The organism is Salinimicrobium catena (genome assembly GCF_900102915.1).
GTDB lineage: Bacteria > Bacteroidota > Bacteroidia > Flavobacteriales > Flavobacteriaceae > Salinimicrobium > Salinimicrobium catena.
In genome coordinates, this window is the sequence record NZ_FNGG01000002.1 from 142479 (window position 1) to 162449 (window position 19971).

At 45.4% G+C, this 19971-nt stretch carries 20 protein-coding genes; 10 read left to right on the forward strand and 10 right to left on the reverse strand.

Annotation, left to right across the window (positions count from 1 at the left end; all coding sequences use genetic code 11):
* Nucleotides 1-2 precede the first annotated feature (2 nt).
* The 4 genes from BLS64_RS05275 to BLS64_RS05290 are packed head-to-tail and all read right to left on the reverse strand — an operon-like array spanning nt 3 to nt 3967.
* On the reverse strand, nt 3-524 hold the full coding sequence (locus tag BLS64_RS05275) for a DUF7935 family protein (protein WP_093112472.1): 522 nt from the start codon (nt 522-524) through the stop codon (nt 3-5).
* 7 nt (nt 525-531) lie between these two features.
* Nucleotides 532-2151: an FMN-binding glutamate synthase family protein gene (locus tag BLS64_RS05280; protein ID WP_093112473.1), complete on the reverse strand. Its 1620-nt coding sequence runs from the start codon at nt 2149-2151 to the stop codon at nt 532-534.
* A 1-nt stretch (nt 2152) separates the two neighbouring features.
* Complete coding sequence (locus tag BLS64_RS05285; protein ID WP_093112474.1) at nt 2153-3427, reverse strand: amidohydrolase; 1275 nt, start codon at nt 3425-3427, stop codon at nt 2153-2155.
* A gap of 9 nt (nt 3428-3436) precedes the next feature.
* A complete protein-coding gene (locus tag BLS64_RS05290) occupies nt 3437-3967 on the reverse strand; it encodes a DsrE family protein (RefSeq protein ID WP_093112475.1) in 531 nt (176 codons plus the stop codon).
* Between the two features lie 141 nt (nt 3968-4108).
* Here BLS64_RS05290 and BLS64_RS05295 point away from each other — a divergent pair, with 141 nt between their 5' ends.
* The 3 genes from BLS64_RS05295 to BLS64_RS05305 all read left to right on the forward strand — a co-directional run bounded on the left by BLS64_RS05295 (nt 4109) and on the right by BLS64_RS05305 (nt 7446).
* On the forward strand, nt 4109-6433 hold the full coding sequence (locus BLS64_RS05295; RefSeq protein ID WP_093112476.1) for an ATP-dependent helicase: 2325 nt from the start codon (nt 4109-4111) through the stop codon (nt 6431-6433).
* Between the two features lie 110 nt (nt 6434-6543).
* The gene (locus tag BLS64_RS05300) at nt 6544-6756 is read left to right on the forward strand and encodes a hypervirulence associated TUDOR domain-containing protein (protein WP_093112477.1); all 213 of its coding nucleotides are present in this window, start codon (nt 6544-6546) and stop codon (nt 6754-6756) included.
* Nucleotides 6757-6825: 69 nt separating this feature from the next.
* Nucleotides 6826-7446 carry an L-threonylcarbamoyladenylate synthase gene (locus BLS64_RS05305; RefSeq protein WP_093112478.1) on the forward strand — a complete coding sequence of 207 codons (621 nt, stop codon included), beginning with the start codon at nt 6826-6828 and terminating at the stop codon, nt 7444-7446.
* A gap of 67 nt (nt 7447-7513) precedes the next feature.
* On the opposite strand, the gene BLS64_RS05310 is transcribed toward BLS64_RS05305, so the two are convergent.
* The 3 genes from BLS64_RS05310 to BLS64_RS05320 all read right to left on the reverse strand — a co-directional run bounded on the left by BLS64_RS05310 (nt 7514) and on the right by BLS64_RS05320 (nt 9905).
* Complete coding sequence (locus BLS64_RS05310; protein WP_093112479.1) at nt 7514-8347, reverse strand: OmpA/MotB family protein; 834 nt, start codon at nt 8345-8347, stop codon at nt 7514-7516.
* 92 nt (nt 8348-8439) lie between these two features.
* Complete coding sequence (locus BLS64_RS05315) at nt 8440-9432, reverse strand: glycosyltransferase family 2 protein (RefSeq protein WP_093112480.1); 993 nt, start codon at nt 9430-9432, stop codon at nt 8440-8442.
* 29 nt (nt 9433-9461) lie between these two features.
* Entirely contained in the window at nt 9462-9905 is a 444-nt protein-coding gene (locus BLS64_RS05320; protein WP_093112935.1) for a type I restriction enzyme HsdR N-terminal domain-containing protein, read from the reverse strand.
* Between the two features lie 68 nt (nt 9906-9973).
* On the opposite strand from BLS64_RS05320, the gene holA reads away from it, so the two are divergent.
* The 6 genes from holA to BLS64_RS05350 are packed head-to-tail and all read left to right on the forward strand — an operon-like array spanning nt 9974 to nt 15758.
* Nucleotides 9974-10978 carry a DNA polymerase III subunit delta gene (gene holA, locus BLS64_RS05325; protein ID WP_093112481.1) on the forward strand — a complete coding sequence of 335 codons (1005 nt, stop codon included), beginning with the start codon at nt 9974-9976 and terminating at the stop codon, nt 10976-10978.
* Nucleotides 10979-10980: 2 nt separating this feature from the next.
* Nucleotides 10981-11883 carry a 1,4-dihydroxy-2-naphthoate octaprenyltransferase gene (menA, locus tag BLS64_RS05330; RefSeq protein WP_093112482.1) on the forward strand — a complete coding sequence of 301 codons (903 nt, stop codon included), beginning with the start codon at nt 10981-10983 and terminating at the stop codon, nt 11881-11883.
* A 34-nt stretch (nt 11884-11917) separates the two neighbouring features.
* Nucleotides 11918-12598: a metal-dependent hydrolase gene (locus tag BLS64_RS05335; RefSeq protein ID WP_093112483.1), complete on the forward strand. Its 681-nt coding sequence runs from the start codon at nt 11918-11920 to the stop codon at nt 12596-12598.
* Nucleotides 12599-12603: 5 nt separating this feature from the next.
* A complete protein-coding gene (locus tag BLS64_RS05340) occupies nt 12604-13638 on the forward strand; it encodes an o-succinylbenzoate synthase (protein WP_093112484.1) in 1035 nt (344 codons plus the stop codon).
* Nucleotides 13639-13646: 8 nt separating this feature from the next.
* Nucleotides 13647-14603, forward strand: coding sequence for a CPBP family intramembrane glutamic endopeptidase (locus BLS64_RS05345; protein WP_093112485.1), 957 nt, complete (start codon nt 13647-13649; stop codon nt 14601-14603).
* 57 nt (nt 14604-14660) lie between these two features.
* Nucleotides 14661-15758 (forward strand): AMP-binding protein, encoded by a 1098-nt coding sequence (locus BLS64_RS05350; protein ID WP_093112486.1) that lies wholly within the window; start codon nt 14661-14663, stop codon nt 15756-15758.
* A 9-nt stretch (nt 15759-15767) separates the two neighbouring features.
* On the opposite strand, the gene BLS64_RS05355 is transcribed toward BLS64_RS05350, so the two are convergent.
* The 3 genes from BLS64_RS05355 to BLS64_RS05365 form a co-directional block, all read right to left on the reverse strand.
* Nucleotides 15768-16187 (reverse strand): DoxX family protein, encoded by a 420-nt coding sequence (locus tag BLS64_RS05355; protein WP_093112487.1) that lies wholly within the window; start codon nt 16185-16187, stop codon nt 15768-15770.
* A gap of 83 nt (nt 16188-16270) precedes the next feature.
* Nucleotides 16271-17905: a M1 family metallopeptidase gene (locus BLS64_RS05360; RefSeq protein WP_093112488.1), complete on the reverse strand. Its 1635-nt coding sequence runs from the start codon at nt 17903-17905 to the stop codon at nt 16271-16273.
* Nucleotides 17906-17919: 14 nt separating this feature from the next.
* Complete coding sequence (locus BLS64_RS05365) at nt 17920-19548, reverse strand: acyl-CoA carboxylase subunit beta (protein WP_093112489.1); 1629 nt, start codon at nt 19546-19548, stop codon at nt 17920-17922.
* Between the two features lie 248 nt (nt 19549-19796).
* Between BLS64_RS05365 and BLS64_RS05370 the strand changes: the two genes are divergently transcribed.
* Entirely contained in the window at nt 19797-19970 is a 174-nt protein-coding gene (locus BLS64_RS05370; RefSeq protein WP_407690094.1) for a CAL67264 family membrane protein, read from the forward strand.
* Nucleotide 19971: the final 1 nt, after the last annotated feature.

A 19971-nucleotide genomic window follows, 5' to 3' on the forward strand; every position in this document is an offset into this window, starting at 1 on the left:
TTCTACCAAAGGGTTTTTATTTCACGCTTAATGTAAGACAAGCCGGTCTCACTGGGCGGCTGCTGTTCCAGAAGTGAATTTAAAATATGCTGCCTTAGTTGTGCCGCATCCTCGATTTCTTCCTTTTCTGAAGTTTTTCTGATGTTCGCGATAGTGGCATTTTTTGAAGCCTTGATTACATTCCAGCATTCATCGCTAATATAGATCTGCTGTGCCAGGTTGTGTTCAAATTCCTGTTCAATGGTTTTGATTAGTAGCGATGCGTAATCCCCTTTTGAGCTTTTTCCCGGCTTCACTCTTACCAGCAGGCTGGAGGGAGCTATGCGTTCCAGGAAAAGAGTCATACGCTCATAGGCCTGCAGGCGGAGGGGGAGAGCCTGTTTCTGATTCTCTTTGTGAAGCAGGAATCTTCGGCGTTTTTCCTCATTTTTAACATGGAGGTTGAAAAAATAGAAGGCAACAATGCCTATAACTACTGCCGGAAGCAAGTAGAACAACATCTGGAGGATCGTATTTTCTGACATAGGTTAGTTATTGTTCAGAAACTGAGGTGTCTTCGGTTTCGACCTCTTTCACATCGGTTTCCTGTCCTTTCCTGTATGAGCCGCCTAAGTTAGGACATCCTACCAAAGTAGCAACACTATCAAAGGGAACTTTTGTTTTATTGTAGGTAAAGGTTTCCGCAAGGGTTTTGGCAATGAACCTGTCTCCCAGGTTGATCTCCACATCATCCATGGTGAACTGGCACGGGTGTTCATAACCGCAGGCGTGAGTGATCTCCAAAAGCTCTTTTCTGAAGTTGTTAAAGTAGTAGTTCACCCTGTCTGCCTTGTTCTTTACATTGATCCCGGCCTGCAGCCACTTGTTCTGCGTAGCAACACCCGTAGGGCAGGTGTTGGTGTGGCAGCTCTGGGCCTGAATACAGCCAATGCTTAGCATGGCCTCTCTCGCCACATTGATCACATCGGCACCCATGGCAAAGGCCATCGCGGCTTTTGCGGGAAAGCCGAGTTTGGCACTTCCAATGAAAACGATCTGGTTGGTAAGATCTTCCTTCTGAAAGATCTTGTACACATCGGTAAAACCGTATACCCATGGCAGTGCGACATGGTCTGCGAAACTTGGCGGTGCGGCACCGGTTCCGCCTTCGCCCCCATCTATCTGGATGAAATCAGGTCCGCGGTTGGTCTCTTTCATGATAGAGGCTAGTTCCTTCCATTCATCAAGCTTGCCTATTGCGGCTTTGATCCCTACCGGCAGCCCTGTATTTTCAGCGATATCTTCAATAAAGTCAACCAGTTCTTCCATATTGCTGAAGGCGCTATGGTTAGGCGGGGAGAGCACATCCTTGCCCATGGGCACATGTCTTATCTCAGAGATCTCCCGGGTGATCTTGGAAGCAGGAAGAACACCACCTTTTCCGGGTTTTGCTCCCTGGGAAAGTTTGATCTCGATCGCACGGATCTGCGGAAATTCTTCACACATCTGCACCATCTTTTCCATGGAAAAAGTACCGTCAGGGTTTCTTACCCCGAAGTATCCCGTTCCAACCTGGAAGACGATGTCTGCCCCCGTTTTATGGTAAGGGGAGAGTCCGCCTTCGCCGGTGTTATGGTAAGCATAAGATAATTTACATCCGCGATTGAGCGATTCTATTGCTTTAGCCGAAAGTGACCCGAAACTCATCGCCGAGACATTGATCACCGAAGCCGGTCTAAAAGGCCTCCTGCGTTTGTGATGTTCTCCCATGACCTTGGCACAGGCTACAAAATAAGGGTCCTGTACGTTGTGGTGTTTTTCCGGAATCTTATATGGAATGACAGCATTGTTGATGAAAACATAATTTACTTCATAAATATCCTGGTCTGTCCCGAAGCCTTCGTAGTTGTTCTCATTTTTGGAAGAAGCATAGACCCAGCCGCGTTCAATACGGTTGAACGGCAGTTCCTCCCGGTTTCCCGCGACTATATATTGTCTTAGTTCGGGCCCGATGCTCTCCAGCAAATAGCGCAGGTGTCCTACAACCGGAAAGTTGTGCAGTATGGTGTGCTTCTTGTTTATAAAAACATCATACAGGGCAATAAGGACCAGGACGATCAACACCCACAGGTACCACGGAATATCTTTTATGAGCTCAACTACTTCATTCATACTACTGGTTTAGATAATCAATTGCTAATTGGGACATTGCTTTGACCCCCAGCAATAATCCGCTTTCATCAATGTAGAAATCGGGGGTGTGATGGGGGGCAGGGTCGGCGCTGTTCAGAGGCTGTCCGCCAAGAAAGAAATACAATCCGGGAACTTCTTCCTGAAAAAAGGAAAAATCCTCACCACCTGTAGTGGCCTTTTGCAGTTCAACTTTGTCGTTCCCCGCTACTTTTTTAAGGGTCGGCAGCATTTGCTGCGTCAGTTCTGGATCGTTATAGGTAATGGCGGTGTTGTTCTGGATCTCGATAGTAGCCGTCCCACCGTAAGCTTCGGCAATGGCAGGAACCATTTCGCGCATGCGGGTAATAATTAGTTCTTTCATTTGCGGGTCCAGGGTCCTGATGGTGCCAATCATTTCGGCACTTTCAGGAATGATATTGAATCGTACCCCGCTGGTAATTTTGCCTACCGTGATCACAGCAGCGCCATCGGTAAGCTTGGATTCCCTGCTGATGATGGTCTGTAGCCCGTCAATGATCTTGGCAGAAATGACGATAGGATCCACGCCGCTCCAGGGAGCAGAACCATGGGTTTGTTCTCCCTGCACATTGATCACAAATCGCTCAACGGCTGCCATTGTCCCTTCAGGTTTGTACCGAATGGTACCCACAGGTGTTCCTGAATTGATATGCAATCCGAAAATGGCATCCACATCAGGATTTTTGAGAACACCTTCCTTGATCATAAGAGCAGCACCACCTTCTTCTCCCGGTGGCGGCCCTTCTTCAGCAGGCTGAAAAATGAACTTTACAGTACCGTTGAGTTTGTCTTTGTTCTGGCTAAGAACTTCCGCAGCTCCCATCAAGATAGCGGTGTGGGTATCATGCCCGCAAGCATGCATCACTCCGGTGGTGGTTCCTAAAAATTCAGTTTCCACTTCCGACCTGAAAGGAAGCTCATTTCTTTCGGTGACCGGCAGAGCATCGATGTCGGCACGTAAGGCGACCACCTTGCCGTTTTCTTTTCCTTTCAAAATTCCTACTACGCCGGTTTTACCCACTCCGGTCTTCACTTCCATTCCAAGGCTTTCAAGATGGGCAGCGATCTTTTTAGCGGTTTCAAATTCCCGATTGGAAAGTTCGGGATTTTGATGAAAATCCCTGCGCCATTCAATAACCTCGTCTTCGATGTTTTCAAATTCCTTCTCGGGAATGGAGGTTTGCGCCAGCGCCATGCCGGTGAATAGAAGGTTTAGAAACAAGAAATATTTTTTCATGGTATATTTTTAAAATTTAATAAGTTGGTAATCATTATTTTGCAGCTGTACCAAAGCTGTCATGGCAGAAAGCGCAAATTTCACCTGATCGTGCACTTTTTCGGGGGTTACCTCATAATGCGCAGCACTTTGGCCGCAAAGAATTATTTCCACCCCATTTTTAGCCAGTGCATCAATGAGAGGTAAATTAGGGTTTTCTTTTACTTCGGAAAATTTTTTGTCGTAAAATTTATCTTTCAGGACATCCTGTACTGCCTTTCCATGGATTACCAGCGCCAGTTTCATATTTTCGGGATCTACCCCTTCTTTTTCATGCATGTTTAAAAACCTGGCTGCGGTTTCCATGAGATTATTTGGTTTCGAAGGATCAAAACTTCTGTTGACATCAAAAACCACCTTAAAGACTGAAGTCGTATCAGTCTTGAAATCAGGTGAAGGTACGTGGAAGGTTTTTCCGTATTCCGAAATGACATTTCCGGGTTCTTGTGAATAAACCGTTGTGGTTATTATAATGCTCAGGAGGCAAAGCAGATTTCTCATGATCTGTAAAAATTTGAGTACAGGATTTTAAAGATATTAAAATTATATACTACGGCTAATGCATGTTTAAAAAACCAGGGGAATCGGGTTTCCTTTTTAGGTCAATTTGGTTACCTTTCAGCCTTCAAAAATTATTGGAAATTGGAATCTTATTTAGCCGAATTAAATGATGCGCAAAGGGCCCCTGTATTGCAGAAAGACGGGGCGATGATAGTGATTGCCGGTGCAGGATCTGGGAAGACCAGGGTGCTTACCTACAGGATCGCCTACCTGATGAGCCAGGGGGTGGATGCCTTTAATATCCTCTCGCTTACGTTTACCAATAAGGCGGCGAGGGAAATGAAAAGCCGTATCGCCAAGATCGTTGGAAATAGCGAAGCCAAGAACCTGTGGATGGGAACTTTTCACTCCATTTTCGCTAAAATGCTTCGGTTTGAAGCCGACAAACTTGGCTATCCTTCCAATTTTACCATTTACGACACCCAGGATTCACAGCGGCTCATTTCAGCAATCATTAAAGAAATGGGGCTTGACAAGGATGTGTACAAATACAAGCAGGTGTACTCCCGCATATCCTCCTACAAGAACAGCCTGATCACGGTAAAAGCTTATTTTCAGAACCCTGAACTCATGGAGGCCGATGCCATGTCAAAAAAGCCAAGGCTGGGGGAGATATACAAGGAATATGTGGACAGATGTTTCAAGGCCGGCGCCATGGATTTTGATGACCTGCTGCTGAAGACCAACGAACTTCTCAACAGGTTTCCCGATGTGCTTCAGAAATACCAGAACCGCTTCAGGTATATTCTGGTAGATGAGTACCAGGATACCAACCACTCTCAGTACCTCATTGTAAAAGCTCTTTCAGATAAGTTTCAGAACATCTGTGTAGTAGGGGATGATGCCCAGAGTATCTATGCCTTCCGCGGAGCGAACATCAATAACATTTTGAACTTTCAGAAAGATTATGAGGATGTGAAGACCTATCGCCTGGAGCAGAACTACCGGTCAACAAAGAACATCGTCGAAGCGGCGAACTCAGTCATAGACAAGAACAAGACCAAGCTGGATAAGGTGGTGTGGACGGCAAATGATGAAGGGCCTAAGATCGTGGTGAACAGATTGCTCACCGACGGGGAGGAAGGAAGGTTCGTTGCCGGTTCCATTTTTGAGAACAAAATGGAAAAGCAGTTAAGGAATAACGATTTTGCCATCCTCTATCGCACCAATGCCCAGAGCCGGGCAATGGAAGACGCTCTTAGGAAAAAAGATATACCATACCGTATCTACGGAGGCCTTTCTTTTTACCAAAGGAAGGAGATCAAAGATGTGCTTTCTTACCTGCGACTCATCATTAACCCGAAGGATGAGGAGGCCCTGAAAAGGGTGATAAATTACCCTGCCAGGGGAATTGGCCAGACCACGGTGGACAGGCTTACCATTGCAGCGAACCATTATAAAAGATCCATATTTGAGATCATCGAGAACCTGGATAAGATAGACCTCAAGATCAACCGCGGCACCAAGAGCAAACTGGAAAATTTTGCCAACATGATCAAGCATTTTCAGATCCTTAACCAGGAAGCAGATGCCTTTATGGTGGCCGAAACAGTTGCTAAAAAGACCGGCCTTCTACAGGAACTGAAAAAGGACGGTACTCCTGAAGGCATTGCCCGAATTGAAAATATCGAGGAGTTGCTTAACGGGATCAGGGATTTTGTGGAAGGCCAAAAAGAACTGGCAGATGCTAGCGGTTCTCTAACGGAGTTTCTCGAAGATGTGGCTTTGGCAACAGATATGGATAAGGATACCGGCGATGAGGACAGAGTGGCGTTAATGACCATTCACCTTGCCAAAGGCCTGGAATTTCCGTACGTGTACATTGTGGGGATGGAGGAGGATCTTTTTCCTTCGGCTATGAGCATGAACACCCGTTCTGAACTGGAAGAAGAGCGCAGACTTTTTTATGTGGCCCTTACCCGGGCAGAAAAACAGGCTTACCTAACCTACACCCAATCGCGATACCGCTGGGGGAAACTGGTGGACGCCGAACCCAGTCGTTTTATCGAGGAGATCGATGATAAGTTCCTGGATTATATGATCCCTCAGGATGATTACCGATACAAACCCTTGATCGACACCGACATTTTCGGGGAGGTGGACAAGAGCAAATACCGACAAACCAAACCGGTTAATGGCACTCCGCCGCCATCGCATAAACCCACAGATGAACAGCTTCGGAAGCTAAGGAAGCTTCGTCCTGGAGAAAGTCGAACTCCGGTCGCAGATGCGGCACCGGCAATAAAACTGGAAGCGGGAGACGAGGTAGAGCACCTGCGTTTCGGAAAAGGAAAGGTGCTGAGCATAGACGGAGTAGGCCAGGACAAAAAAGCCGAGATCAACTTTGAGACCGGCGGCATTAAAAAGCTGCTGCTCAAATTCGCCAAACTCAAGGTTTTATCCTGATATTCAACTGAGTAAACCTTTTTCAAATAGCTCCTGGTTAACAGTTAAGTTTCTGTTATTCTTTAGGTTAGCTCCACTCTTGTCTTTAATTTTAAAAAAAGTTATGGGATATGATAAGAGAAGGTACTACTGTTACCTGGAAATGGGGAAAAGGAACTGCTACGGGAAAGGTCAAGGACACATTTGACCATGAAATCACACACACGATCAAAGGAACAAAAGTTACCCGGAAAGGAAAACCGGGCAATAAAGCTTTGTTCATTCAACAGGAAAATGGCGCTGAAGTGCTTAAGCTCGAAAGTGAAGTAGAGCGGGCAGATTAATAATTCCTCTTCAGGATTATTAAAAACGTCAATAAATTCTTATTTTTTCAATTCTATAAAAACCAAAGCATGGCAGAACTAATCAGAATTTACGAAGAAAATCCAAGTCCAAAACAGATCCAGAAAGTCGTTGACGCTCTTAGAGACGGAGCAGTCATTATTTACCCCACCGATACGGTTTACGGCCTGGGCTGTGATATTACCAACAATGCTGCGCTTGAAAAGATCGCGCAGCTAAGGGGGGTGAAACTCGAAAAAGCCAATTTTTCCTTTATCTGTGAGAACCTGAGTAATTTATCTGATTATGTTCGGCAGATAGACACTCAGACCTTCAAGATCCTGAAACGCTGCCTGCCCGGTCCTTACACTTTTGTGCTTCCGGGGAACAATAACCTTCCGACCGTCTTTAAAAAGAAGAAAACGGTAGGGATCAGAGTGCCCGATAATAACATCTCCCGTGCCCTGGTGGCCGGATTGGGAAATCCGATAATCTCAACTTCTATTCGCGATGATGATGAGGTTTTGGAATACACTACAGACCCAGAGCTCATTCATGAAAAATGGGATAAACTGGTGGATATCGTGATAGATGGCGGTTACGGAGATAATACGCCTTCCACGGTGATCGACCTTACCACTCCTGAGCCTGAGGTGATTCGTGAAGGAAAAGGAAGTGTCGACATTTTGTAGAAACTGAAATTAGAGCAATAAAAAACCCGGCCATTGGCCGGGTTTCTTTGTATTTAAAGAAAGTAGCTTATTTAGCTTCTTTCATTCCTTGCTCGATAAGGTTGTAGAACTGGTCAAGTTTTGGAAGGATCACGATACGTGTTCTTCTGTTCTTAGCTCTACCTTCAGCAGTTTCGTTAGTAGCAACCGGCATGTAGTAGCTTCTTCCTGCTGCAGTCATTCTTTGAGGCTCAACACCAAACTCTTCTTGTAACACACGTACTACAGAAGTAGCTCGTTTTACAGAAAGATCCCAGTTGTCCTGAAGAACCGCGTTACGGATAGGCTTGTCATCTGTGTGACCTTCAACCATAAATTCGATCTCAGGCTTGTTCTTCACTACAGTAGCAACTTTTCCAAGTACTTCTTTTGCACGCTCAGAAACATTGTATTTACCGCTTTCAAACAACAATTTGTCTGAAATAGAAACGTAAACAACACCTTTCTCAACATTGATCTGGATATCCTCATCATTAAGGTTTCCTAGTGCACCTTTAAGGCTGGTTACCAATGCAAGAGTTACAGAATCTTTTTTGGTGATAGCATCCTGCATGCGCTGGATCTTCATATCTTTTTCTTTGATGCTTTCTAAAGAACGCTCCAGGTTTTCTGCCTCTTTCTTAGACAGGGTAGCAAGATCTCCAACGTTGTTCAAAAGAGCAGAGTTTTGGTTGCTCAACTGGTTTATTTGCTGGTTCAATCTTTCTTTTTCATCGAGACAAGAGTTAAGCTTCACAGTAGCAGTGTTCAGCTGGTCCTGAGTCTCTTTTTGTTGGGCTTCAAGCTCGGCATATTTCTTCTGTGAAACACAAGAAGAAAGTAGGAGGGCTGCGGTGGCCGATAAAAGCATGATTTTCTTCATAATTCTTAATTGTTGTGATTAAATGTTAAACGTTTCAAAAATACAAAAACTTGGTTCTCCACGAAATTATATGTTGACTTTAATATAATCTTTCAAAGATCTCCAAATCTTCTCTTTCCTATCAAATAATAAGCCAATACAACGGACCTAATGTGGAAATATTTCTTTTTCTGCGGAATTTTCCTTCTTTTTTTCAGGATCTTTTTGAAATGCGAATAAAAACTGAAATGTCCCTGAATGATAGCTGCTGTGTGTGAGGGTTTTAGCTCTAAAAGGAACTTTGTTCCGGCCAACCCGTCCAGTACCATCCGAAGCAAAATAATCATTAAAAATTTTTTCCCGGGAGCATTTTTAAGCAGGTTGAAAAGACTGTTCCTGAAATTATAAAAGGTCTTTTTAGGGTTCATGGAGTGAAGGGTGCCGCCTCCCAGGTGATAAACCTTGGAAGAACCTACAGCTTTTACCTTTAGCCCCAGGTTGTTGATCCTCCAGCAAAGATCTATCTCTTCCTGGTGGGCAAAAAAATCTTCGTCAAACGCCCCTGCCCGGTAAAAAGCTTCCTTTCTTATGGCCATACAAGCCCCGCTGGCCCAGAACACTTCTTCAGTGTCATCGTATTGTCCATGGTCTTTTTCCAGGGTCTCAAAGATCCTTCCCCGGCAATAGGGATAGCCTAGGCTGTCCAGGAAGCCTCCGGCCGCCCCTGCATATTCAAAATATTCCCGCTTGCGGTAATCCAGGATCTTGGGTTGCAGAACAGCCGTTTGGGGATCTTTGTCAAATTCAGCTAAGAGCGGCGGGATCCAGCCGGGCGTTACTTCGACATCGCTGTTGAGGAGAATAAAGATGTCTTCATCTACATGCTTCAGCGCATCGTTATATCCTTTGGCAAAACCGCCGTTGACCTCGTTCTGGATGATCTTAACTTCAGGAAAGTGCGATCTAAGGTATTCTACGGAATCGTCTTCCGAAGCATTGTCGGCTACATAAATGACGGCTTCCGGGGAAAATTTGGTTACTGAAGGCAGGAACTGCTCGAGTAAAGCTCTTCCATTCCAATTAAGTATGACTACTGCGACTTTCACTGCTGCAAATTAACGGAAAAATTGCGGGTTCATTTCCACGAGGGAAGATCGGGCAAAAAATGATATTTTTCGGCCTCATAGTCCAGCTGACAAAAATAATGTTCCAGGCCGTTGGTGACCATGAGGTAGTTCGCTTTCAGAGCCAGATTGTATCGGGCTATCTGATCAAATGTTTCCTGGGTAATAGGCACAGAGGCCGCTTTGCATTCCACCACCAGGTGAATGGAACCATCGGGATTATAAGCCAAAACGTCATAACGCTTAATAAGGTCATGCACCTTTAGCTGTTTCTCAACATTGAGAAGGGTTTTAGGCAGCTTCTTCTCTCTGAGCAGGAAATGCACCACATGCTGTCGCACCCATTCTTCAGGGGTGAGAAGGACGAACTTTTTTCGAAGCACATCAAAAACGGCTATTTTATTTTCGCTATTTTTGAATCGGAAATTGTAATTCGGGAAATTGAGTGAATGCATGGCCAAAAATAGGATTTTTTCAATAAATTCTGCCCCGGATTTCCGCCCCACCAAAAAGACAGAAATTAATGGATGACGTAAAGAATATAATCACCACCATAAAAAAAGGAGAGCTTAAGCCTATCTATTTTTTAATGGGGGAGGAACCTTATTTTATTGACCAGATCTCAGGTTACATTGAAGAAAATGTGCTGCGGGAAGATGAAAAAGGTTTTAACCAGATGGTGCTTTATGGACGGGATGTATCTGTTGATGATATAGTAGGAAATGCAAAAAGATTTCCCATGATGGCCGAAAGGCAGGTGATCATTGTAAAAGAGGCGCAGGACCTATCAAGGACCATTGAACAGCTTACAGATTATGCTGAGAATCCGCAGCCTTCTACGGTGCTGGTCGTTTGTTATAAATACAAGAAGCTCGACAAGAGAAAGAAATTGCATAAAGCGATCGCCAAAAATGGGGTGATCTTTGAAAGTAAACGCCTGTATGAGAATCAGGTGTCGACCTGGATCCAAAGCACGCTGAAGGCAAAGAACTATCAGATCGCTCCCAAGGCCTCACAAATGCTGGTGGAATTCCTGGGAACTGACCTTGGCAAGATAGATAACGAACTTGAAAAGCTAAGGCTCATCTGCCCCGAAGGCACCAACATCAATCCCGAGATCATTGAGGAGAATATTGGGATAAGCAAGGATTTCAACAATTTTGAGTTGAGAAAGGCAATAGGCATGCGTGATGACCTGAAGGCGCACCGCATCATCAACTATTTTTCGCAGAACCCAAAAGACAATCCAATGGTGGTTACCGTATCTCTGTTGTACGGCTTCTTTTCTCAGCTGCAGCAGTACCATGCCCTTGGAGATAAATCAAAGATGAATGTGGCAAAAGTATTAAAGGTAAATCCTTATTTTGTGAGCGATTATACAACAGCAGCCAAGAACTATAACATGAAACATGTTAGCCGGGCCATCTCATACCTGCGTGAGGCGGATGTGCAAAGCAAGGGCGTAGGTGCGGCAAATGTGGCGCAGGGAGACCTGTTGAAAGAACTGCTGGTAAAAGTAATGCGATAAAAATGGCAAATTTTCAAACCTGGATCAGTGCAGCCCGACTAAGAACCCTACCTCTTTCCATTTCAGGGATACTGGTGGGGAGTTCCATAGCCGTGGCACAGGAAGAGTTTCACAGCGTGATCTTTAGTCTGGCACTGGCGACCACTCTTGGCTTTCAGATTCTCTCCAACTTCGCGAATGATTATGGTGATTTTGTAAAAGGCACCGATAATGATGAGCGGGTCGGCCCCCAACGTACCCTGCAAAGCGGACTCATCACCAAAGGAGAAATGTTCTGGGGAATGGTTGCTACGGCTATAATTACTTTTCTGTTTGCAGTAGCGCTCATCTACATTGCCTTTGGTTCAGAAAACCTTTCTTACATTTTGTTATTCCTGGTGCTGGGTATTGCAGCCATTGTGGCGGCGGTAAAATACACTGTAGGGGATTCTGCCTACGGCTATAAAGGCCTGGGAGACCTTTTTGTGTTCCTGTTTTTTGGAGTGGTGGGGGTTTACGGATGTTATTTTCTCTATTCCCTTGAGTGGAACTGGGAAGTGCTGCTCCCTTCCTTTACTATCGGACTTTTGAGTGCAGGAGTTCTAAATCTGAATAACATGCGGGACAGGGCAGCTGATGAAAGGGCTGGAAAGAATACCCTGGTGGTAAAAATGGGGGCAGAGAATGCCAAAAAGTACCATTATATACTCATCATTGCGGCTGTTTTCTCTATCGTGATGTTCTCAGCACTCACTTTCACAGGAATCAATGACCTGCTTTATTTCTTTGCGTTCATACCAATCTTAAAGCATTTAAAGAGGGTGATGGAAACAGTGGATCAGGAACAACTGGATCCGGAACTGAAAAAACTGGCCCTGAGCACCTTTTTGCTCGCTGTGCTTTTTGGTCTCGGACAGATACTGTAACTTGAAAAAGAACAGAATTTAAAAACCAACGAATATGAAAATTACTCACTACGGCCACAGTACCTTTCTTATTGAAATAAAAGGCATCAACATTTTGGTGGATCCCTTTATTACCGGCAACGAAAAATTAGAAGGAAAAGTAAATATTGATGAGCTAAAAGCCGATTATATCCTCCTTACCCATGCGCACCAGGACCATACCCTGGATGCGGAGGCGATCGCCAAGCGCACCGGTGCGGTAATAGTGAGCAATTTCGAGATTACCACGCATTATGAGAACAAGGGTCTGGAAGTGCACCCCATGAACCATGGCGGGAACTGGAGCTTTGAATTCGGAAATCTCAAATATGTGAACGCGATCCATACCAGCTCCTTTCCCGACGGAAGTTACGGAGGTCAGCCCGGAGGATTTGTCATAGAAGGGGAGCACAAGAACATCTATATCGCCGGGGATACCGCACTTACCATGGATATGAAGTTGATCCCGCTACAGACCAAACTCGATCTTGCTATCTTGCCCATTGGCGACAACTTTACCATGGGAGTCGAAGATGCTATTATAGCGAGTGATTTTGTGGAGTGTGACAAGGTGCTGGGCTGCCACTACGATACCTTTGGCTTCATTGAAATAGACCACGAGGAGGCCAAGAGAAAATTCTACGAAAAAGGAAAAGACCTGATGCTTCTCGAAATAGGGGAAAGCATCGAGCTTTAATTCATATGAAGGCGAGTTATCAAAAACACATTCTCAATTTTAAACGTCCCAGCGGTACGTCGCGGGGAGTCATGACCCAAAAGGAGACCTGGTTTCTCATCTTGGAGACCGAGGACAGCATAGGAATAGGGGAGTGCGGAATTCTGCGCTCCCTTAGTTTTGATGACCGCTCAGATTATGAAGACAGGCTGATGTGGGTCTGTGAAAACATCGAACTGGGGCCCGACAAGCTGTGGGAAAAGCTGAGGGAGTTCCCCAGCATTCAGTTTGGCGTGGAGATGGCTTTCAGGTCTTTGCATGCGCAGACATCCTTTTTGCTCTTTCCTTCGGAATTTACCGAGGGTAAAGCAGCTATCCCGATCAACGGACTGGTATGGATGGGGGAGGAGGCTTTTATGAAAGAGCAGATCGTTCAGAAGATCGAACAGGGCTTCAGGTGCATTAAGCTGAAGATAGGGGCCATAGACTTTGAAAAAGAGCTGGATCTGCTCCGCTACATCCGGAAGGAATTTCCTTCAGAAGAAATGGAGATAAGGGTAGATGCCAACGGCGCTTTTTCCCCTTCCGAAGCCATGGAAAAATTAAAAAGGCTCAGCGAACTGGAGCTGCACAGCATTGAACAGCCGGTGAAGCAGAGGCAGTGGGAAGTGATGGCTTCTCTTTGTGAAAAAACTCCCATACCCATTGCGCTTGATGAGGAATTGATAGGAATCACTTCTGTAACGAAAAAACGCGAACTGTTACAAACCATAAAACCACAGTACCTAATTTTTAAACCCAGTCTAATAGGCGGATTTAGAGGAACTACAGAGTGGATAGAGCTGGCAGATGAGCAGGGAACGGGCTGGTGGATCACCAGCGCCCTGGAAAGCAATGTAGGTCTAAATGCCATTGCGCAGTACACTTTTGAACAAAACAACCCCATGCCGCAGGGTCTTGGCACCGGCGGACTTTATACGAATAACTTTGATTCTCCCCTGGAGGTAAAAAAGGGAGAATTATGGTACAGACCTCAAATTGATTGGAACTTTAACCTATAGAAGAAACAATGTTTATAGAACAGGCTTTTAAAGCAAAAACAGACTGGTGGCGGTATTTGATCGGGATGATCATAGTATTCATCGCCTGGCAGATAATTGGGGGGCTTCCGCTTATGGCCGCTATTATCCTGGAAATGGGACCGGAGATATTCACCATGACAGAGTCTTCAGATATGATGAAGGTGTTACAAACCCTGGATTCTAATGTAGCTTTTTTCCTGTTACTGCTTATGTTCGCCGTAGGTTTGGGAGCGCTGCTCCTGGTCATAAGACTGCTGCACCAGCAACCGCTTGTGGAGGCCACTACTTCAAGAAAGAAGGTGGACTGGGGCAGGTTTTTCTTCGGCTTTGGGATCATTGCTGTTTTTACCATTGTAGCCACCATCATTGATTATAATCTAAGGCCCGAAGATTTTCTCTGGAACTTTGACCTGGTTCCTTTTCTTATCCTGGCAGCCATAGCAGTGATCATGGTACCTTTGCAAACCAGTTTTGAAGAATACCTTTTCCGCGGATATTTAATGCAGGGACTAGGCATCATGGCAGGGAACAAGTGGTTCCCCTTGATCGTCACTTCTGTGCTCTTTGGAAGTCTGCACCTGTGGAATCCGGAAGTGGAAAAGCTGGGCTACGTCATCATGATCTATTACATTGGTACCGGGCTGCTCCTGGGAATCATGACCCTGATGGATGAAGGCCTGGAACTGGCCCTGGGCTTCCATTTTGGGAACAACCTGATAGGGGCCCTACTGATCACTGCCGACTGGACCGCCTTCCAGACCCACTCTATTCTAAAAGATGTTTCTGAACCCACAGCCGGTTTTGATATTATTGTCCCGGTGTTGATCGTCTATCCGATCTTCCTTTTTCTAATGGCCAAGACCTACCGGTGGACGAACTGGAAAGAAAGACTTTTTGGGAGAGTTACCCGGCCTGAAAGCATAAATTATTCAGAAGAAATTTAGTTTTTGTAGGCATTTTGGTAACTTTAGTTTCTAAGAAGTTAAACTTCAACTAAAGTTATGCTAAAAAACATGAGGCTACCCGAGACCCATCCATCCTTTAGGCTTAATAAGTTGCACTACACCAATGAAGAACTTGCTTCGGTGGCATACAGCCTTATCAAGGAAGGGGAGCCGTATGAAGGGCAGGCTGGAAGTTTTCTGCTTGACTGGCTCAATGAGAAGGATTATGTTGAGGTAAAGACCTCCGGTTCTACCGGTACTCCTAAGAAGATCAGGATCAAAAAGCAGTTCATGATCAATAGTGCCAAAGCCACGGGGAGATTTTTTGATCTGCCTGCAGGCACGACAGCCTTACATTGTCTACCCACAAATTTCATTGCGGGCAAGATGATGCTGGTAAGAGCGATGGTTCTGGGGTGGCACCTGGACCTAGTCCTGCCTAAAGCCAATCCGCTGGACAGGGTTTTTAAGATCTATGATTTTTGCGCCATGACCCCTTTTCAGCTTGACAATTCCTTAAGCAGGCTGCACCTCATAAGAAAGCTGATCGTGGGCGGCGGTGCCGTTTCGGCTACCCAAAAAGACCTGGTACAGGGCATTGCCACGGAAGTTTATGAAACCTACGGAATGACCGAGACCGTTACCCATATTGCGGCGAGGAGGGTTAATCCGAAGAGAAAAAAAGAAGATCCCATTCCGTTTCAGGTCCTGCCGAACGTTTCCATTTCTACCGATGACCGGGAGTGCCTGGTGATCTCAGCGCCTCAATTGGCAGAGGAGCCGGTGGTGACCAACGATGTTGTGGAGATCCTTTCGCCAAAAACCTTTATTTGGAAAGGCCGTATAGATAATGTGATCAATTCCGGGGGAATAAAACTGCATCCCGAAGAAATAGAGGCCAAGCTGGCGCCCATCATCGCTCACAGGTTCTTCATCACTTCCTTACCAGACCCTGCCCTGGGCGAAAAACTGGTTTTGATGGTAGAAAGCGATTTTTCTGAAACGGCTTTAAAAAACCTCGAAAAGGAAATTAAAGCCAGTAATAAACTGGGGAAATACGAACTTCCCAAAAAGATCTATCTCGTTGAAAAGTTCGAAGAGACCCCAAACGGAAAGATCCACAGGACCAATACGCTGAAAAGCCGTATGGCCTGAAGAACCTTTTTAAGATCCCATTTTAAAATAATAATCCAGAGAGTGCTTTCCGGAGCCGTAGTAGATGAAGAAGGTAGTGACCAACAACACTACAATGGCCAGTATCAGGTTTCCAACATCCATTACTCCCATAAAATTGATCAGGATTGCACCAATTAGAATAGGCAGCTGTACAATGAGCGCCCAGCGGGTAAGCAGTCCTACCGCAATCAAGATCCCTCCAACTAAATGTACCGGTGCAATGTAATGTACGATCAGCATCACCCCTCCAAAGCCTTTTAGGGGTGCTATAAGTTCGGTCAGCATGTGGGTTTGAGAAATGAACTGCAGTCCTTTTATAAAAAAGAAGATCCCCAAAGCCACTCGCAGCAAGTCAAGCGGATAATAAGTGTGCGCATTGGCCCACTTGTTCAGTGATTTTATCGTCATCGTAACTCAAAGTTTTTATTACTATAAGTTACTGAAAATTACGGTTATATGTAATTTTTCTTTTTCTGAAAGGTCAGCTGTGGCTATAGTTTGGAAAAATCAATATAAAATTCCTTTTCATTGATCTTTACCTCGTCAAGGGAATCAATCTTTCCCGAATATTGCTGCCATTCATCGGTAGCCAACAAACGAACTTCCTTACCATTGATAAAAATATCAACGGGCATTTTAAAATCTTCCACATCGGCCTGCCAGCGATAGGCAAGTGAGTTGCCTTTTTTTCTGATCTGCAGCTCCGGAATCTTGGCGTAACGCAGGTACTGGTCAAAGACCGGAGAAAGGTCTGTAGAAATAGCTTTGTTGAAGAAATCTTCTGTGGTTTGCGTATCGATGATCTGGTGACGGTGGATTTCAGTGTAATCCTTTAAAGTTTTCCACCAGAGATCATCATCGTCATAAATGCTCCTTATGGTATTGAGCAGGTTTGCACCCTTGTAGTACATGTCACCCGAACCTTCACTGTTTACCCCGTATTCCCCGATAATGGAATTCTGGTTGCCAATATTGCTTCTGATGCCTTTCAGGTATTCCAAAGCTTCCTGTTTGCCCCAACGGCATTCTATGTATACTGCTTCAGAATAGGTGGTGAAACCTTCGTGGATCCACATATCGGCAATATCTGCCGCGGTAATGCTGTTTCCGAACCATTCGTGGCCCGACTCATGGATGGTAATGAAATCCCATTTTAACCCGATGCCGGTTCCGCTTAGGTCTTTCCCAAGGTAACCCATTTTAAATTCATTTCCGTAGGCGACCGCGCTCTGGTGCTCCATACCCAGGTAAGGAGTTTCCACGAGTTTGAACCCGTCCTTTTCAAAAGGATAAGCTCCGAACTTGTCATAAAAACAATCCATCATGATTTTCACCTCCTCAAATTGCTTTTTCGCTTTTTCAAGATGGTAGGGCAGTACGTAATAATCCAGGTCCAGGTCTTTATACTTATCGCTGAAGTGAACATAATTTCCAATGTTCACCACGATGTTGTAGTTGTTGATAGGTGATTCTACTTTCCAGTTCCACTGGGTATAACCGTCTTCAAGTACCTCTTTCCCCAGGAACCTGCCGTTGGAAACGTTCATCAGTCCATTAGGCACTGCTATCTCAATAAGGGCTTCTTCGGGCTCATCGCTCTGATGATCCTTGTTTGGATACCACAGGCTGGCACCTGTTCCCTGAACCGCCACAGCGATCCACGGATTGCCTTCCTCGTCTTTTTCGAAAACAAAGCCTCCGTCCCAAGGTGCATTTTTGGCCACTACAGGATTTCCGGAGTAAAAGAACTGAAGAGAATCGGTCGCATTTTTAGGAACTTGCGGAGCCATATCGATGAACACCGCATCGAACTTTCTTTCAAAATTCATTTTTTTGCCCCTGTACAGAATTGAATCCACCTGCATGTTTTCAAAAAGGTCCACCTGCATCACGGGCAGGTTTTTTTCGGCTTTAAAAGTAATGGTGTTGTAACCTGAAATGTATCTGTCTTCAGGATCCACTTTCACATTAAGGTGATACTTCAGCACATCATAATTCCTTTCCGGGCGCAGGGATCCACGTAGGGTGTCTGCTTCCGTAAAGGAATCCTTATGGGTTAGGACCTGTGCCTTGATTGGCAGAAAACCTAACAACAGAAGGCTAAAAAGGGGCAAAAAATATCTCATTCTAAAAATGCTTTTTAGGTTTGGATCACACCCAGGTTAAAATCTTTCTCAATGGGAGCGTGGTTGGCAGCTTCTATTCCGGTAGAGATCCATTTCCTGGTTTCCAGCGGATCGATCACCGCGTCTGTCCATAAGTGGGCAGCGGCATAGTAGGCTGAAGTCTGCTTGTCATAGCGGGCCTTGATCTCTTCGAACACCTCTTTTTCCTTTTCGGCGTCTACTTTTTCGCCTTTCTTCTCCAGCGAAGCGGTCTCTATTTGCGCCAGAACCTTCGCGGCCTGGGTGCCTCCCATTACGGCAAGTTCTGCACTTGGCCATGCGAAAATAAGCCGTGGATCATATGCCTTTCCGCACATCGCGTAATTTCCGGCACCGTAAGAATTACCTATGACCACGGTGAATTTTGGCACTACGGAATTGCTCACCGCATTTACCATTTTGGCGCCGTCTTTAATAATGCCGCCGTGTTCGCTTTTGCTGCCCACCATGAATCCTGTGACGTCCTGCAGGAATACCAGCGGGATCTTTTTCTGGTTACAGTTAGCGATGAAGCGTGTGGCTTTATCGGCAGAGTCTGAATAAATCACCCCACCAAACTGCATTTCTTTTTTAGCGGTTTTGACGATCTTGCGCTGGTTGGCCACGATGCCCACAGCCCAACCGTCTATGCGGGCGTAAGCACAGATGATGGTCTGTCCGTAACCTTCTTTATATTCCTGGAATTCCGAATTATCTACGAGCCTCGCGATGATCTCGTGCATGTCATACTGCTCGTTCCGAAGCTTGGGTAAAATTCCGTAGATCTCTTTCGGATCTTTAGCCGGCTTTTGAGGTTTCTTGCGGTTGTACCCGGCTTTGTCATAGTCACCAATCTTGTCCATAAGTCCGCGGATGGTATCCAGCGCATCCTTATCATCTTTGGCCTTATAATCGGTCACCCCGCTGATCTCGCTGTGCGTGGTAGCACCGCCCAGAGTTTCGTTATCAATAGACTCTCCAATGGCCGCCTTTACCAGGTAACTTCCGGCAAGGAAAATGCTTCCCGTTTTGTCCACGATAAGAGCCTCGTCGCTCATAATAGGAAGGTAAGCTCCCCCGGCCACACAGCTGCCCATAACCGCAGAGATCTGGGTGATGCCCATGCTGCTCATTACGGCATTGTTCCTGAAGATCCTTCCGAAGTGTTCTTTGTCTGGGAAGATCTCGTCCTGCATGGGCAGGTAAACCCCTGCCGAATCCACAAGGTAAATGATGGGGAGGCGGTTTTCCATGGCGATCTCCTGTGCCCTGAGGTTCTTTTTGGCCGTGATGGGAAACCATGCACCGGCCTTTACCGTAGCATCGTTGGCGACAATGATACATTGTTTGCCGGCCACTTTCCCTATCTTCACCACAACTCCGCCGCTGGGGCATCCGCCGTGTTCCTCGTACATGCCGTCACCGGCAAAAGCACCTATCTCGATGGCTTCGTTCGGGTCGTCCAGCAGGTAATCTGTACGTTCACGGGCGGTCATCTTTCCTTTGGAATGATGTTTCTCGATGCGTTTTTCGCCGCCGCCCAGCTTTACCTTCTTGAGACGTTTCTTGAGGTCAGAAACCAGTAATTTATTATGATCCTCGTTCTTATTAAATTGAATATCCATTTGGTTGATCAAGACTTTTTCTGAAAAAGACCTTTTAAAAAAGCACTTTTTCAGGAATTATTTTTTTGAATGGTTGCTAAAATACAAAAACCACTCGACTATCGCTCATTTCAAAAAATGATTAAAAAACCTGATATTTATTAGGAAAACAACGCAGGTGTAAGGGTAATTTTGCACCCGAAAAAACGAGGGGCCGGCTCCACAGTTTTTTGTAACTTATAATCAACTAACAAGGACCAAAAATGGGAATGAACAAGAATGGAATTTTTGCCTGGGCATCATTTTTCACCCTTTTAATAGGAATAGCCCTGGTTTTACTTGGGGTGCTGAAATATAGAGATTACGCAATAGGATTCTCCACCGTGGGAATAGGTTTTTTCGTGATGTCATGGGCGTTCAATGCATTAAAAGGAAGAGTTTAAA

Bases quoted from the DNA above. Each gene is read 5' to 3' on its own strand.
- BLS64_RS05275 (WP_093112472.1), bottom strand. From the start codon at position 524: ATGTCAGAAAATACGATCCTCCAGATGTTGTTCTACTTGCTTCCGGCA.
- BLS64_RS05280 (WP_093112473.1), bottom strand. From the start codon at position 2,151: ATGAATGAAGTAGTTGAGCTCATAAAAGATATTCCGTGGTACCTGTGG.
- BLS64_RS05285 (WP_093112474.1), bottom strand. From the start codon at position 3,427: ATGAAAAAATATTTCTTGTTTCTAAACCTTCTATTCACCGGCATGGCG.
- BLS64_RS05290 (WP_093112475.1), bottom strand. From the start codon at position 3,967: ATGAGAAATCTGCTTTGCCTCCTGAGCATTATAATAACCACAACGGTT.
- BLS64_RS05300 (WP_093112477.1), top strand. From the start codon at position 6,544: ATGATAAGAGAAGGTACTACTGTTACCTGGAAATGGGGAAAAGGAACT.
- BLS64_RS05305 (WP_093112478.1), top strand. From the start codon at position 6,826: ATGGCAGAACTAATCAGAATTTACGAAGAAAATCCAAGTCCAAAACAG.
- BLS64_RS05310 (WP_093112479.1), bottom strand. From the start codon at position 8,347: ATGAAGAAAATCATGCTTTTATCGGCCACCGCAGCCCTCCTACTTTCT.
- BLS64_RS05320 (WP_093112935.1), bottom strand. From the start codon at position 9,905: ATGCATTCACTCAATTTCCCGAATTACAATTTCCGATTCAAAAATAGC.
- holA (WP_093112481.1), top strand. From the start codon at position 9,974: ATGGATGACGTAAAGAATATAATCACCACCATAAAAAAAGGAGAGCTT.
- menA (WP_093112482.1), top strand. From the start codon at position 10,981: ATGGCAAATTTTCAAACCTGGATCAGTGCAGCCCGACTAAGAACCCTA.
- BLS64_RS05335 (WP_093112483.1), top strand. From the start codon at position 11,918: ATGAAAATTACTCACTACGGCCACAGTACCTTTCTTATTGAAATAAAA.
- BLS64_RS05340 (WP_093112484.1), top strand. From the start codon at position 12,604: ATGAAGGCGAGTTATCAAAAACACATTCTCAATTTTAAACGTCCCAGC.
- BLS64_RS05345 (WP_093112485.1), top strand. From the start codon at position 13,647: ATGTTTATAGAACAGGCTTTTAAAGCAAAAACAGACTGGTGGCGGTAT.
- BLS64_RS05350 (WP_093112486.1), top strand. From the start codon at position 14,661: ATGCTAAAAAACATGAGGCTACCCGAGACCCATCCATCCTTTAGGCTT.
- BLS64_RS05355 (WP_093112487.1), bottom strand. From the start codon at position 16,187: ATGACGATAAAATCACTGAACAAGTGGGCCAATGCGCACACTTATTAT.
- BLS64_RS05360 (WP_093112488.1), bottom strand. From the start codon at position 17,905: ATGAGATATTTTTTGCCCCTTTTTAGCCTTCTGTTGTTAGGTTTTCTG.
- BLS64_RS05365 (WP_093112489.1), bottom strand. From the start codon at position 19,548: ATGGATATTCAATTTAATAAGAACGAGGATCATAATAAATTACTGGTT.
- BLS64_RS05370 (WP_407690094.1), top strand. From the start codon at position 19,797: ATGAACAAGAATGGAATTTTTGCCTGGGCATCATTTTTCACCCTTTTA.